Here is a 15,442-nt window from a genome sequence, read left to right on the forward strand (position 1 = left end):
AGCGCGCCCGGGTACGTGTATCATCTTCCCCTACTATTGTAGCATCTTGACTTTTGGGGAGTTAATTGTTAGGGAAAGAACTTCATGTCGAGCAAAGCGAGACATCTCGCGTGCAATAGTATTGTCCTGCTGCGCTTGTCGAAGCATCTCTCCCGCAGTAGCAACTCATTGACTTTGACGGAGAAGATGCTTCGACAAGCGTAGCAGGACATGCTTTTCCATGACGTTCTGTTTCCAACAACATCAGCCCGCGAGATTCCTCGACAAGCTCGGAATGACGTTCTTTCTTAACAATCAACAATCAACAACCACCCTACTGCACTTCCAGGCCCGAGACACTCAGGCCGGCCGCGTCTACGGCCGTGATGCGTACCCGGTAGCTGCCCGCATTAATCATTGTGCCGGTGGAGGAGGCCAGGTAATTCCACTTGCCGGGCTTGGAGGGCAGCAGCTCCACGGCCTCTTCGCGCAGCTGCGTGCCGTCGGCGGCCAACAGCGTGAGCCGGGCCCGGAGCGGCCGGGTCAGCTGGTTGGCGTAGCGCACCGTGAGGGAATAAGTGTCGGCCACGCCCACCTGGATGGTCCACTCCACGGCTCCGCCAGCAGCTTCTTTGAACGTGAGGCTTTCTTTGGTATGCACGGTTTCCTTCACTACGCCCGGCCCCGAAACCCGGGCCGTGGCCGGCTTATAGCCCGTTATGGCTTTCAGATCATAGGCCGGCTCGATGGTGGTAGCGCGGCCGGCAGCCACTAGATATGGCCCGCCCGTGCCCAGCTCTACAACTGCGCCGGCCGCAAACCGGCGCCGAAACACGCGGAAAATCCGGCCGCCGCCTTCGTTGGTGCTGAGCGTCGTTTTGGTGTCTTCGTATTCCTTTAGCCAGGCCGGAGCTGTCTTTTGGGTTTCATTCAGGCTGACATACACATCGGCGGCAGTTGTGACCCGAAAACTGGCCGCCGGCTTCGTGGAGGCAGTGGCCAGCTGGTGCGGCATCTGCAGCCACTCGGCCCCGTAGAGCGCCGAGGGCAAGGCACTAAAAGCCACCGGCGAATCGGAGTAGGCCGGGTTGCCGGTATCAAGCCAGGTTTGGGCCGAATACTGCGTAGCGGCAGCCGGATTGGCTACGCGCAGGTCGCTGATGACCGATGGCGGCGCGGCGGCGGGCCTGATACCGGCATCGAGGCTGGCAATAGCAATGGCCGAAATCAGAGCCTGGCCCGAGGCAATGTGCGGAAACGATACCACCAGCTGGCCGTCCGTTACGCGCACTTTCACCGTTTTCTTCAACGCCTGGTCGTGGCCGGCTTCCCGCCAGATGTCGAGGTCTTTGAGCACGGTTTCGTTGTTCACCGCCACATCAAACAGTCGCCAGCCAGTGCAGTCCATTCCGCCACCGGTGCCCAGCCAGGGCTCGGCGAAATACAGCTCCACCAAATACTCGCCATCGGCCACCGGGAAAGTGTAGCGCAGCTTCTCGCGGCCGTAGCGGAAGCTCTGAAACAGAGGCCAATCGGTAGTACCGCGAATGGGGTCAAAGGTGCGGCGCTGACTGGCGAAGAAGGGCGAGAGGCCGGCAAAGTCCCGCGTCCACGACTCCGAGCCCCAGGTTTCGGGGCCGGTGCGGGGCTGGTCGGGCAGCCACTGGCTGCCGTGGCGGTCCTGGTAGGCCGGGCCGCCGCAGTTCACGCGGTAGAGGTAGTTGTAGCCAGCTTGCGGGGCAGTAATAGGCTGCGCACCGGTCAGCAGCTGAGCGAAGTTCGGCGCTTGGGGCAGGTGGTGCAGCACGATGACGTCCTGGGCCACGGCTTTCCCCGCCACGTAGCCCACGGCGTAGAGCACGTTGTAGCGCACCTGGGCTTTATCCCACTGAAAATGCGTGCCGATACCCTGGCGGGTGCGGCGGCCGAGCGAGGCGTTGTTCACGTCATTGAACAGCTCCACTTCGTCGCAGTTCGAGTACACAATCAGGCTGTCCTTTCGGCCGGGCGTCAGCCACCGGTCGGGCCAGGTATGGGAGTTGATGTACACCATCGGTTCGGTGGCCTTGGGCGCGTAGTTGGCCCGGAACATATAAAATGCGTCCGTGGGCTCTTCCCAGGGCGTGAGCAGGCCTTTGTAGTTCACCGGCCCGATGCGGTCCAGCTCCCGCTGCCCTTCGCCGCCCTGCACCCGGCCGGGGTTGTCGTGTGAGGTCAGCAGCCAGAAAAAGTGGCCGGCGGTTTTGTCGCGGGCCGATTCGGCCAGCCGCACTTTCAGCTCCATAAGCTGGGTAAACCGGTCTTCGCTGAACGGGCCGGAGTTCAAAGCGGGCGGACCTTCGCGGTGCAAGTCGAGGGTGCGCCAAGCGCCGTACTCGCCGATGAGCACCTGCCGCTCCACGTCGGCCGCGTACAGGTTCGGGTCGCCGCCGTAGGTGCCGGTCCAGTTCTGGGGCACGTCCCAATCGGTGCCCTGGCCGCCGTTGCAGGTTGTTACTTTTCGCTCGCGCGAGGCCGTGGGGTCGAGCTGGCGGATGAGGGCGGTGCATTCCCGGGCAAAGTCGGCGGGCAGCGTGCTTTCGTTTTCTAGCCCCCAGAGCACCACCGACGGACTATTGCGCCGCTCCTTCACCCACTCGGTGAGCAGGGTTTTGAAATTCTGGCGAAACTGGGGCGTATCGTACCAGACGTGGGCTGCCAGCTGGGGCCACCACAGCCAGCCCAGCGAGTCCCAGTTGGCCTGGTAGCGCAGGTTGTGGGGCTGATGGGCATCCCGAAAAGCGTTGAAGCCGGCGGCGCGCATCTGCTGCACCCGGGTGCGCACCTGGGCGGCCGAAAAGGCGTGGCTCTGGCCCAACAGGTGCTCATACTCCGCAATTCCATTGATAAAAACCGGCTGCCCATTGAGCAAAAACTGCTTCTGCCCCGCCGCTGCCGCCCGGCCAATCGGCCAGCTGATCCAACGGATACCATAAGGCGTTTCCAGCGCATCCACGGCCCCTTTGCCCAAGCTGATGCGCGTTACGAGTCGGTACAGGTACGGGTCGGCCAGGTTCCACAAGTGCGGCTGGCTCAGCTGGGGCAGCTGCTGCTTTACCTCTGCCGTCTGGCCCGCCGCCAGCTTCTGCCGGCTCTGAACTTCGGTCACTACCCGGCCCTGCCGATCAAGGAGTTGGTTGACGATGCTGAGCGTCTGGGCTTTGGGGCCGTAGTTTTTTACTTCCGTCGTCACCTGCAGCCGCGCGGCCTGGGCCGTCAGCGTCGAATCGGCCCAGACGTGCACGCCGAAGGGCTCGATGCGCACGGCGCTGGTGGTGACCAGCGTAACGGGCCGGAAGATGCCCAGCGGTTGGGAGCCTTCGGAAAATCCGCGCTCCTCGGAGCAGCCGCCGCACACCCAGGGCAAATCCTGAATACCGGCCGGGTGGTCGGCGCGCACGGCCAGCACGTTGGGTTTCCCATCGGGCCGCAAGGCGTCGGTTACGTCGAGCGTGAAGGTAGTGCGGCCGCCGGCGTGGCTACCCACGAGCTGGCCGTTCAGCCACACGGTGGCGTAGGAGCCCACGCCTTCGAAAAACAGAAAGCTGCGCTGCCCGTTTTTGCGGGGCGCAGCACTAAAGGTTTTGCGGTACCAGGCGTAGCCGTGGCGGTTGCCGTGGCGCTGGCGACGGTAGCCCTCATAGGCGTCCCAGTTGTGGGGCACGGCCACGGTTTGCCAGCTTTGGTCGTTGAACTCCGGCTGTTCGAAGCCGCTGTAAGCCCGCTGGTTCCGGTCATCAGCGGCCGTGCGCCAGCCATCAGTCAGCGCAGTTTCGGTACGTAGTGCCGATTGGCCCGAAACGGCGGTAGCGGCCAGCAACAGCGGCCACAGGTAGAATATCAGGCGCAATGGGTTTGGCATGGAGAAAGAATTCTGTTTTGACAAAACGTCGTGCTGAACGCCGCCAAAGTAGCCTGATGGTTGCTCGTCGGTTTTACAGCGGCTGCAATTGCCTATTGAGCTGGTAAGTTTTTCCGGCTTTGGTGGCCAGACTCACCTTCTTGTCCGCGTAGCGCACCTCGCACGGGCGGCCGGCTTCCGAGGCTATTTCCACCTGCTCCAGCTCACCGTTGCGCCAACGCAGGTTCACGACGAAGCCGCCCCGGGCGCGCAGGCCGCGCACTTCGCCGCTGGGCCAGGCTTTGGGCAGGGCGGGCAGCAGCTCGAGGTAGCCTGCGTGGCTTTGCAGCAGCATTTCGGCCATGCCGGCCGCGCCGCCGAAATTGCCGTCGATTTGGAAGGGCGGGTGGGCATCGAACAGGTTTTTGTAGACCCCACCCTGCTCACTGCCGGTGGCATTGTCGGCGGGGGAAAGCAGCTTTTCCAAGATGCGCAGGGCATGGTCACCGTCGCGGAACCGGGCCCAGAGGTTGACTTTCCAGGCCAGACTCCAGCCGGTGCCTTCGTCGCCGCGCTGCAGCAGCGAGGTGCGGGCCGCCTGCAGCATTTTGGGGTCAGCCGCCGGGGTAATTTCGGTGCCGGGAAATACGCCCCACAGGTGCGACACGTGGCGGTGAGTATCGGCCGGATCGTCCTTGTCTTCCAGCCACTCCTGCAGTTGGCCGTGCTTGCCAATCTGGTTGGGAGCCAATTGGCGGGCTTTTTCAGTCAGCACCTGCTGAAAATCAGCGTCTACGCCCAGCACCTGGGCGGCGGCGGTAGTGTTGCGAAACAGCTCCCGGATAATTTGGTGGTCCATGGTGGGGCCGGCCACCAGGCCGCCGTGCTCGGGCGAGTTAGACGGCGTACTGATCAGCCAGCCGGTGCGCTCATCCTTCACCAGAAAGTCGACGAAAAACTCGGCCGCCGCTTTCATTACCGGGTATTCGCGGCGCAAAAATGCCTGATCCTGCGTGAACTGGTAATGCTCCCACACCGGCTGCGTGAGCCAGGCTGCACCCGTTACCCAGATGCCGTGGTTGGCGGCGTTGATGGGCGCCGTGCCGCGCCACAAGTCGGTGTTGTGGTGCAGCACCCAGCCGCGGGCATTGTAGTGCTCCTTGGCCGTACTCTTTCCCTCATCGGCGGCCTCGTTAATCAAGCTGAACAGCGGCGTGGCGCAGGCCGACAAGCCCAGCATTTCGGCCGGCCAGTAGTTCATCTGCAGGTTAATGTTGGTGGTGTACTTGCTGCCCCACGAAGGCGTGAGCGACTCATTCCAAAGGCCCTGCAAATTGGCCGGCTGCCCACCCGCCCGCGACGAGGAAATGAGCAGATAGCGCCCATACTGCATATACAACGCCAGCAGCGCGGGGTCGGTGGCGGGGCTGAACTGCCGGATGCGGGCGTCGGTAAACAGCTTTTCGCCCGGGGTGTGGCCTAGGTCGATGCTGAACATGTTGAAGAGTTGCTGGTAGTCCCGAACATGCTCGGCCTTCAACGACTCGTAGCTTTTGCCGGCCACTTTTTTCATGGCTTCGGCGGCCCGCTTTTCCGGGTTGGCGGCGGCGTCCTGGTAAGTATTGAAGCTGGTAGCTGCCGTGAGGTAGAGCGTTACTTCGTCGGCATTTTCTACTTGCAGCTGGCCGTCGGTTACCGTCACGCGGCCGCCTTTGGTTTTCACCCGCAGGTAGCTCACGCCGCGCAGCCCTCCGTCGCGCACCTGCACGGCCAAAGCCAGCGTGTGGTCGTCGACGCGGTAGGTTCTGAAGTTTTTATGGGGGCTGTGCAGCCGGGCCGAGAAGGTGATTTTGCCCTTTCCCGCCGCCGATAAGCGTGATACGACGGCCTGGTGGGGCGCGCTGGCAAAATACTCCCGAATGAAAGGCACATCGTTGTGCTTGTACTGCGTCAGGGCCACGGCTTGGCCGATGTCGAGCTGGCGCTGATACTGCGTCACGCCGCTAGTGTGGGGGAAATCCAGCAGCAAATCCCCGAACGGCTGGTACGACGCCTGGTAGCTGGGCGCCAGCGGCGGCTCCTGATCCTGCACCCAATACTGCCACGCCGGATTCAGAGCCACACCGGTTTCGGGGGCAGCCCCTTCGGGATACACGACGAATACCGGCTGCTGCTCCTTGACCCCAATCAGGCCACCCTTATCCGCGTAGTTGAGTACCTGGATGCTCAGCTCGTTGCGGCCCGGCCGGAGCGCGGCGGCCGGCACCCGGTAGCGCCGCTTCTTGCTGATGCCTTCGTCGGTGCCCACCAGCTGGCCGTTTACGTAGGTTACATCCTGGTCGCGGATGCGGCCCAGGCTGAGCATGAGGTCTTTCCCGGCCCAGGCGGCGGGCAGCTCGAAGCTGGTTTTGAACCAGACCACGCCGTCCATTCCTTCCAGGCCCAGCCCGGCGCTTTCCCAGCCATTGGGCGTGGGCACCGCCAGCGGCTGCCAGCCAGGCGCGGCCGTAGCTTGTGCCACGCTCACAGCCCGAATTTTCTGCAGCCAGGCGGCTTTTTCGGCGGCGTAGGTTTCCTCATGGTCGCGCAGGCCCATGAAGTGCTGCTCGGCCAGCTGCTCAGCCTCGGCCCGCCGGCCCTGGGCCAGCAGCTGCCGGATCTGGGGCAGATATTGCGCGGCTCCCGGCCGGGCATAGGTCCGCGGGCGGCCGGTCCAGAGTGTGGCCTCGTTGAATTGCAGCCGCTCGTGTTCTGCGCCGCCAAAAATCATGGCGCCCATTCGGCCATTGCCGATGGGCAGCGCATCGGTCCACTTCTCGGCCGGCTGACTGTACCAGAGCTTCAGCGGCGCCTGTTGCTGTTGGGCCACGCCGGATCTGATGGTCAGCCAGCTGAGAAGCAGAAGAAACACGAGGCGCGGGTGAAGCATTTTGGGGTTTTTAGGGCTAAGGCTAGTCGAGTTCCCCTCCTTCCTTCAAGGAGGGGTGGCCGAAGGCTGGGGTGGTTTGCTAGAGCTAGAAAATTAGAATTAGTTAATCATTCAACTAAACAACGATTGACCACCCCGCCCTTCGGGCACCCCTTCTTAAAGGAAGGAGGGAAACTCGACTAGCTTTCTAGTTCTAGTCTTTCTTCAATTCACCACTACTTTTTCCTTCACCGCTGCCTCCTGCACCACCGGATTTTTCACGGCTTTGAAGTGGTTGTTTTGCAGCACGATGTTGCGGGTTTTGGCGCCTTTGAGCGTGAGAAACGTCTCGGTGCCGGGCGTGGGGAAGGAGTTGTACATAAACGCGTCTTCCACATTGGTCAGCTCGACGAGCGACGTGGTAGTGGCGGGCATTTGGCTGCGCAGGCCGTCGAGGCGCAGCTCCCGCACGTTTTCGGCGCGCAGGGCCGGGCCGGTTTGCGGGTTTATCTGCACGTTGTGGAAGGCAATGTTGCGCGCTTCCTTCACCGTAAAGCCTTGTTTGGCGTCGATGTTGATATTGCTGAACGTGACGTTTTCGATGGGCATTTCGGCCAGGCCATTCAGCAGGCCGGCCTGGTTGCCCTCGGCCGTGATGTTGCTGAAGTGAATGTTGCGGAAACGCGGTGTGCGCTCCGACACGGGCTCTTGGGGCGCGTTGGCGTACTGCATATCGAGCACGATGACCTGCTCACGGATGTTTTTCATCACCACGTTATCCACCCGGATATCCTCCACGACGCCACCCCGGCCGCGGGCCGTTTTGATGCGGATGCCCCGGTCGGTGCCGTCGAAGATGCAGTTGCTGATGGTAATTTTCTTCACCCCACCCGACATTTCCGAGCCAATAACCACGCCGCCGTGCCCGCTGAGCATGGTGCAGTTGGTAATGGTGTAATTCTCGGCCGGCACGTTCATCTGCCGCCCCGCGCGGTCCTTGCCCGATTTGATGGTGATGCAGTCGTCGCCGACGCTGATGTGGCAGTCGGAAATGTGCACGTTGCGGCAGGATTCGGGGTTGATGCCGTCGGTATTCGGCGACTTGGGGTTGTTGATGGTAACGCCCGTAATGGTCACGTTTTCGCAGAACTCGGGGTTCACCGTCCAGAACGGGGAGTTGCGGATGGTGATGCCCTCGATGCGCACATTCTTGCAGTACATAGGCTGGATGAAGGGCGGCCGCAGAAAGCCCCGCTCCACCACGCCGGGCAAATCGGGCTTGAGAATGTTCTGGTTGAGGCGGAAAAACTCCTGCTGCCACTTCGAATCCTGGCTTTTGCGCGACTGACCCTCGGCGTAGTCCCACCACTTCTTGCCCTGCCCGTCGATAGTTCCCCGGCCCTTAATCGTGATATTCTCGGCCTTGTAGGCATAGAACAGCGGCGAGAAGCTCATCACGTCGGTGCCCTCGTAGCGCGACTGGACCATGGGCAGGTAGTCGTCGAAATTGTCGCTGAAGTAAAGCACAGCCCCGGCTTCGATGTCGATGGTGATGTTGCTGCGAAGATGAATAGGGCCAGTACGGTACTTGCCGGCCGGAAAATACACCGTGCCGCCCCCGGCTTTACTGGCGGCGGCAATGGCTTTTTCAATGGCGGCCGTGGCCAGCTTCGTGCTGTCGTTGCGGGCCCCGTACTTAAGCACGTTGTAGGACTGCTGGGCGTGGGCGGCGGAGGTAGTCAGCAGTAAGAATAGCAACGCTAGCAGACGGAGCGCCTCACCCCCCGGCCGCATCTGCTTGAAGCGCAGAGTCTCCGCAGGAAAGGGGGAGCCTGACGATTCGTTTACAACGGTTATAGCAGCTTTTGTCATTGAAGCAGGTACTTTATGTGCAATCATTGAACGCACCCCTCTCCTTTTTCGGAGACTCTGCGCATAAAGCAGATGCGCCGGGGGTGAGGTGCCCACTCGCCCTACAGCTTGGCTGTAACGCGCTGGAGCTTATCGGCCCGGCCGATTTCCTTGCCGTCGGCAAAGATGCGCAGGCCTTGGCCCTTGCCGTATTTCTGGCCGGTTTTGTCCCAGAGCACCGTGAGCTGGCGGCCGTGGTAGCGCACCTGGTCGAGGCAGAAGTAGTCCCACTGGCCCTGGGGCACGAGGGGAAATACTTCCACCACGTTGTCGGGGCGGGGCTTGAGGCCCACGAGGCCGGTAATGATGAGGTCGGCGAAGCCCGAGTGGTTGTAGTAGCTGCTACGCGGATTGTCGCCTTTGAGCCACTCGCCGTTCTTTTCATCCTGATACTCACCCAGGTAGGGCACGCCGTTTTTCTGGTGCGAAAGGGCATATTTGCGCAGCTCGTCGTAGTACACCTGGGCGCTCATGCCGTCGTGGTGCTTGTACTCGGTGAGCAGGTTGGCCAGGCCCTTCAGGGTTTGGGTGGTGGCGTAGGGCCACACCGCGCCGTCCCACTCGCAGCCGTGGCCCGAGCCGTGGGTACGGAAACCCGGGGCGCGCCGCTCGGCCGTGGTCAGGCCCCAGGGCGCTTTGAAGCCGCCTTCATCGGTGAGCTGCTCCCACTGCTTGGCGTACTTGGGCTTGTCGGCGGGCAGGGAGAAGTACCACGGGATGTAGCCCAGCTCCTCGCGCCACTCGCAGAGGCCGCCTTTCTCGTATTGCACCTTGAAAAACGCGGCTTTTTCGTCCCACAACGTGCGTTGCACGTCAGTGCGGAGCTGCTTGGCTTTGGCGGCGTACTTGCGTTGCAGCGTGTCGTTTTTGGTCAGCTTGGCCATGGCCGTCAGGGCTTTAGCGTTGCCGTACATATAGCTATTGATGGTGGGGCGCACGTTTTTCACCTTCCGGCCGCCGCTGATGGATTCTTCCATGGCGTCCTTCACGTCGTACTGCCAGAACATGCCAGAAGGCAGCATCCGCTCCTTTTCCCAGAGCCGGTAATCGACATTGAGAGCGGGCAAAAGCTCCTGCACCTGCTGCTTGTTTTGCTGCACCAGATACAGGCTGTACACCGCGTCTTGGAGCCAGCTGCTGAAGCCGTGGAGCTTAGGCGCGGCGCGCTTGGCATCGGCAAACAGCCAGAACCGGGTGTACTGGTCGATGTACTGCGGGTCGTGAAGCCAACGGCCTTCGTTGAGGTGGTGGCCCAGGGCGCTGCTGATGGTGTTGTGGCTGCCGGCGTGCTTCATCGGGGTGATGAACTCGGTGAAGACGAAGCCGTCGGGCGTCTGCTTGAGGTGCTTGCGGTAGGTCCACCAGCGGTAGTAGTAGGTTTGCTGCAGGGCCGAATCGGGACACTCAAACAGCGGCACCTGCTGCGCCAGCCAGTCGGCGGCCCGCTCGTTGGGTATGTGGTTCACTACTGTTTCCTGGTCCATGCTATTAAACCAAGCCACGCTGCTGCGCAGCTTGTCGGTACTCAGCACGAAGGGCGCGGGCTGCTGGGCGCGGGCCAGGCCGGCGCTGCAGAGCAGGCCGAGAAAAAGGAAAAAGCCGATGGCGGGAATTTTCATAGGGAATTTTCAGCGCGGTTATTCAAACAGCCAGTCTACTTCCTTCACTGGCCCGCCGGCGGCGCCTATGCCCGCATTGTACGTCGGCAGCGGCTGCTTGGCGTCCACGAAGCCCAGAATCAGGCAGGTGCCCCGGCTTAGGTTGAGCGTGTGCGTGCCGGGCTTGAAGGAAAAGGTATGCACGTTGACCGGCGGCTGCCCGGCCACCGCCACCGCGTTGGCAATTTTGATATCAGCCTGGCCATAGTCGTTGGCGCTGGCGTCGATTTCGAGCTGGGGCGCGGGCAGGTAGCGCGGGTTTTTCTGGTTGAAATAGCCTACCAACAGCTGCACGGGCCGGGTGGTAGTGAAGCGTACTTCCGTGCCGTCTTTCAGCTGCCGCGCCTGGCTCAGCCGCAGGCCTTTCAGCCCCGCCAACTCGGGCGCCAGGGCCGAAATTGCAGTGGTGGTATCGGCAAAAACGGGCTGCCCGGCTTTGAGCGGGTAGGTGCCGGCTTTGGTGAGCAGCGTTACTGGTGCGTTGATCAGCGCCTTTTTCTTCTGCACTGCGGGCACGATGCGCACCTGCTTGAGCGAGTCGAGGTTGTGGCGCAGGTTGGCCAGTTCCTTTTGGTAAACCGGCAGCATTTCGGCCCAGGTTATGTAGGTGGCATCCACGCCGCGCATCGGAATTTTGCGCTGGGCGGTTTGCATGCTGTTGGCGTAGAGGTAGGTGTCCTTGGTTAGCGCCACCATGCGCTGCCAGTGCTGCACGCTGCGGGCCAGCAGCGGCACGGCCGCCTCCAGGTCGGCCAGGTTGCGCGAGTGTTTGTAGCGCAGCGCCAGCAGCGCGGCCTGCACTTTATCGGCGTAGAAATTGGCCAGCGCGTCCTGGCAGTACATGTCGTTTTTGAGGCGGGCAAACTCGGCCTGGTTTTTCGTTACGGAGGGCGCGGCCCGCTCGATGGCCGCCACGGCGGCGCGGCCGTGGGCCACCACTTCGGCCGCCACCTGGGGCGGGGTTTCGCCGATGTGCGGCAGGCCCTTGGCTTCCTTTTCGGCGTATTCAATAATCATCTCCCCTTCCGGCGCTTCCGACTCGTAGAGCAAGGTAAACAGCCCGTAGCGCTTAGGGTTGATAAGCTGCGTCATCAGCATGCCCAGGGTCAGGGTCTGGCGGTTGCCGTCGGTGATGCCGTAGCGGCGCAGCAGCTTGGGCTCAATTTCGCCGGCCTGCTCGTAGGCTTCCAGCACCTGCTTGCCGGCCGCTACATCGGTGCCGTACATCGAGCCCAGCTGCTGGCCCCAGTAGTCGATTTCGGCGGGCCGGGGCCGGTCGGCGTGCCAGGCGTAGCGCGACCAGGCCTTGTACCACAGCCAGTCCCTATCGACTTGCAAGAGGCGCTCGGGGGTTTTGTCGGCGGTGTAGGGCCAGTCCCAGTACGAGGCTTGCGGGTAGAGGTGCAGACCGTTGGCGCCGTATGTGTTGTGCATGGCCTGCACCGATTTCTGGATAAAATCTGCCGAGCCGTAGCGGAACGGCTCCAGGTTGGCCAGGATATGCACGTTCTCAATGTGCACCGAATTCATGCCGCTGAGCGTGCGGTGCAACTCGGCCCAGGAGCCGCGCGGGGTGTAGGTCGTCAGGGCCTCGCCGTTGAATTTGGCCTCGGTATACAGGTTTTTGTAGAGCGGCAGCGCGGCTTTTATCACGCTCGGCGCGTCGGTGTCGTGGGCCCGGAGTACGATGGGCGGCAGCTCAGTTTGGCCCAGGGCCTTGAGGCCGTCCTGCACGCCGGGAATGATGGTTTTGGTAAACCAGTCGATATCGTCCTGGCCCACGCCTTCCATGGCTTCGCCCAGGGCCACCATCAAACCCACGTTGGGGTATTTCTCCACGAAGGCCGCAATGGACTTGCGCGTATAGTCGCTCAGCAGGGGCGTAATGGGCCGGGCGCGGTCCTGGGTTTTAATGCCGTGGTGCTCGGCAAAGGGCTTGGAGACGATGATGTTATAAAACATCTGAATCACCCAGATGCCGCGCTTATCGGCCTCCTCGGTCAGGAAACGGTACATTTCCTCGTTCTTCTTAAACGTCGCGTCGTCTACTTCCACCGCGTAGGGGTAGTCCTTGAGGCGCACCAGGGACGCAAACGGGTGGCCGTTCCAGAGGTAGAGCGAGTTCATGCGGTTGTCGGCCAGCATGTCGAGGTATTTCACCCACAGCGCCTTATCGTAGAGCCAGGGAAACACCTCGGGCGTGTAGGGATATTCGTACACGGTGCGGCCGGGCAGATAATATGGCTTCTGCACCCCGATGCAGGCCCCGCGCAGCACCATTTCGGGCTGGTCCGTCAGGCTGATTTGCTCCCCGATTTTTCCCTGGCGCTGCACCTGCTCGGCCAGCTCCAGGCAGCCATAGAGCGCGCCGGTATTGTCGGCCCCGCTGATAAGAATCGTGTTTTTATCGGCCGAAACGATGGAAAATCCCTCTTTACCGGGTGCTTTGGCCGCTGCAGCGTGGTAGGCGGTGGCGGCCTGGGTCAGGAGCGCGTCGGTGGCGCGGCCGATGATGATGGAGTTGGGGCGGCTGGTTTTGGTCTGCTCTGTAATGGTGGTCTGGTAGCCCGCAGCCCGCAGGGCAGTGGCCAGCCGCTCGGCGCCGTAGCGCAGGCGGGGCGCGGCGTTTTTGGGCAGCACGATGGTGCGCGAGTCCGGCTTCGGAGCCGCGCCGGCCGCACCCACAAAACCCAGCAGCACGCCGAGCAGGAAACAACTTGTAAGAAGGTATTTCCGCAGGCAGTGGCTCATGGGGGGGGGCTTGGTTGGGGTGGTTTTACAGCTCACCAAAGTTACTGGCGCCCACCTCCCGCACCTTATACCATCTTCTCCGGCTCTTATAGCATGTTGCCATCGGCCACGACAGCCACCAAATCCAGTTCTACAGAGAGGTGGTCGGGATTTCCCAAGCTGAAGCGCGGCTTGGCAACCCGTGGGATACGCAGGGGCAGCGTTAACCTTTCCGCCCGCCAGAGCCGAATTTCACCCCTCCCGCCCCGGCTACTTATATATGGTGTGCCGGCCGGCCCGGGTCGGGTCTGCCGCCGGAGCCAAATCACCTCTGCCGGGCGCGTATTTCGGCCCCGACAAGCCGATTACGAAGCACAACCGGCCCGAATGATAACATCCTACACAGGGTCGAAAAAATGGTATAGGTAGCGGCTCCTTTTGTCTTGTTATTTAGCTGCGGTTAAAACCCCACCGACCCCATGAAAAAATACGCTGGTTCTCTTCTCGGTTTGGCCGTCGTTTTGTCGGCCCACCACGCGGCAATGGCGCAGTATCCGCAAATTCCGGCCGACGTGCAGAAGGCCAGCAAGGAAATGATGGACGAGGCCCTGCGCCAGTCCGATATTGCCTGGGCTAAGGCCTACCCCATCATTCAGCGCGACAACCAAAACGGCAAGCCCTACATTCCGTGGGCGGCCCGGCCCATCGATTTGCCCCAGTCGCCGGTGCCCGCCTTTCCGGGCGCGGAAGGTGGCGGCGCATATTCCTTCGGGGGCCGGGGCGGCAAGGTATACGTGGTAACCAGCCTCGACGACCGGGGCCCGGGCACGCTGCGCGAGGCCTGTGAGCAGGGCGGGGCCCGCACCATCGTCTTCAACGTGGCCGGTATCATCCGCCTGAAAAGCCCGCTGATTATCCGCGCCCCTTACATCACCATTGCGGGCCAGACCGCCCCCGGCGACGGAGTGTGCGTGGCCGGCGAGTCGGTGTGGATTAATACCCACGACGTGATTATCCGCTACATGCGCTTCCGCCGGGGCGAAACCAACGTGGGCCGCCGCGACGACGCCATCGGCGGCAACCCCATCGGCAACATCATGATTGACCACGTCTCGGCTTCGTGGGGGCTCGACGAGAATATGTCGATGTACCGGCACATGTACAACGACAGCACCGGCATTGCCGAGCAGAAGCTGGGCACGGTGAACATCACGATTCAGAACTCGATTTTCTCGGAGTCGCTCGACACCTGGAACCACGCCTTTGGCAGCACGCTGGGCGGCGAGAATTGCACGTTTATGCGCAACCTCTGGGCCGATAACGCGGGCCGCAACCCCTCCATCGGCTGGAACGGCATCTTCAACTTTGCCAATAACGTGATGTTCAACTGGGTGCACCGCTCTACCGACGGCGGCGACTACCGGGCCATGTACAACATCATCAACAACTACTACAAGCCCGGCCCGCTCACGTCGAAAACCGCGCCGGTAGGCTACCGCATTCTCAAGCCCGAGTCAGGCCGCAGCAAGCTCAAGTACCAGGTCTACGGCCGGGCCTACGTGAATGGCAACATTATGGAAGGCAACGAGAAGGTGACCAAGGACAACTGGGACGGCGGCGTACAGGTGGAAGAGCTGGCCAACGCCGGCCCCTACACCGCCGACATGCGCGTAAATGCGCCGCTGCCCATGCCCAACATCACCATTATGCCCGCCGAAAAAGCCTTCGGCTACGTGCTCGAAAACGCCGGCGCCACCCTGCCCAAGCGCGACCCGGTGGATACGCGCATCGTGAAGCAGGTGCGCACCGGTAAAATCGAGTACCTGGAAGGCGTGAAGCTGCCCGAAACCCAGTTCAAGCACCGCCGCCTCCCCATCGACTCCTATAAGCAAGGCATCATTACCGACATCAGCCAGGTGGGCGGCTACCCCACCTACGCCGGCCAGCCTTACCAGGACACGGACAAGGACGGCATGCCCGACCAGTACGAGAAGAAGAACAAGCTTAACCCCAACGACGCCTCCGACGCCAGCAAATTAGCCGGCAAGGACGGCTACACCAACATCGAAGTCTACCTCAACAGCGTGGTGCCGGTAAAGGAAGTGAAGCCGTCGTGAGCGGGGCCTTACGGGCGCCTCACCCCCTAGCCCCCTCTCCGAAAAAGAGAGGAGGGACTAGTTGTAGAGCATATAGCTCAGGCTGTTCCTTTAATTTTGCCTACCAAACAGCATGAGCAGCTAATAAATAGGTAAGGGAGTAGCGATACTCATGTGTAAAGTAGGGTATGCATACGCTCGGCTCCCCCTCTCCTTTTCGGAGAGGGGGCCGGGGGGTGAGGCGCCCACCAGAACAATTTCTTTCAACGCTACCCTGTTG

The 15,442-nt window shown here is 61.8% G+C and carries 6 protein-coding genes; 1 reads left to right on the forward strand and 5 read right to left on the reverse strand.

The features are described 5' to 3' along the window. Positions 1-313: 313 nt before the first annotated feature. The 5 genes from LGH74_RS12880 to LGH74_RS12900 form a co-directional block, all read right to left on the reverse strand. Positions 314-3,880 carry a malectin domain-containing carbohydrate-binding protein gene (locus tag LGH74_RS12880; RefSeq protein ID WP_226176349.1) on the reverse strand — a complete coding sequence of 1,189 codons (3,567 nt, stop codon included), beginning with the start codon at positions 3,878-3,880 and terminating at the stop codon, positions 314-316. 73 nt (positions 3,881-3,953) lie between these two features. Continuing rightward, positions 3,954-6,770, reverse strand: a complete 2,817-nt coding sequence (locus tag LGH74_RS12885) for a glycoside hydrolase family 95 protein (protein ID WP_226176350.1) — start codon at positions 6,768-6,770, stop codon at positions 3,954-3,956. A 222-nt stretch (positions 6,771-6,992) separates the two neighbouring features. Further along, a complete protein-coding gene (locus LGH74_RS12890; protein WP_226176351.1) occupies positions 6,993-8,525 on the reverse strand; it encodes a glycoside hydrolase family 28 protein in 1,533 nt (510 codons plus the stop codon). Between the two features lie 215 nt (positions 8,526-8,740). Then, the gene (locus tag LGH74_RS12895) at positions 8,741-10,297 is read right to left on the reverse strand and encodes an MGH1-like glycoside hydrolase domain-containing protein (RefSeq protein ID WP_226176352.1); all 1,557 of its coding nucleotides are present in this window, start codon (positions 10,295-10,297) and stop codon (positions 8,741-8,743) included. A gap of 18 nt (positions 10,298-10,315) precedes the next feature. Then, positions 10,316-13,087, reverse strand: coding sequence for an alpha-d-galacturonidase (locus tag LGH74_RS12900; protein ID WP_226176353.1), 2,772 nt, complete (start codon positions 13,085-13,087; stop codon positions 10,316-10,318). A 458-nt stretch (positions 13,088-13,545) separates the two neighbouring features. On the opposite strand from LGH74_RS12900, the gene LGH74_RS12905 reads away from it, so the two are divergent. Continuing rightward, positions 13,546-15,183 carry a pectate lyase family protein gene (locus LGH74_RS12905; protein WP_226176354.1) on the forward strand — a complete coding sequence of 546 codons (1,638 nt, stop codon included), beginning with the start codon at positions 13,546-13,548 and terminating at the stop codon, positions 15,181-15,183. The last annotated feature ends 259 nt before the right edge of the window (positions 15,184-15,442 follow it).

The sequence above is a fragment of the Hymenobacter lucidus genome (genome assembly GCF_020447265.1).
GTDB lineage: Bacteria > Bacteroidota > Bacteroidia > Cytophagales > Hymenobacteraceae > Hymenobacter > Hymenobacter lucidus.

Coding starts and splice junctions, on each gene's coding strand:
- LGH74_RS12880 (WP_226176349.1), bottom strand. CDS start 3,880: ATGCCAAACCCATTGCGCCTGATATTCTACCTGTGGCCGCTGTTGCTG.
- LGH74_RS12895 (WP_226176352.1), bottom strand. CDS start 10,297: ATGAAAATTCCCGCCATCGGCTTTTTCCTTTTTCTCGGCCTGCTCTGC.
- LGH74_RS12900 (WP_226176353.1), bottom strand. CDS start 13,087: ATGAGCCACTGCCTGCGGAAATACCTTCTTACAAGTTGTTTCCTGCTC.
- LGH74_RS12905 (WP_226176354.1), top strand. CDS start 13,546: ATGAAAAAATACGCTGGTTCTCTTCTCGGTTTGGCCGTCGTTTTGTCG.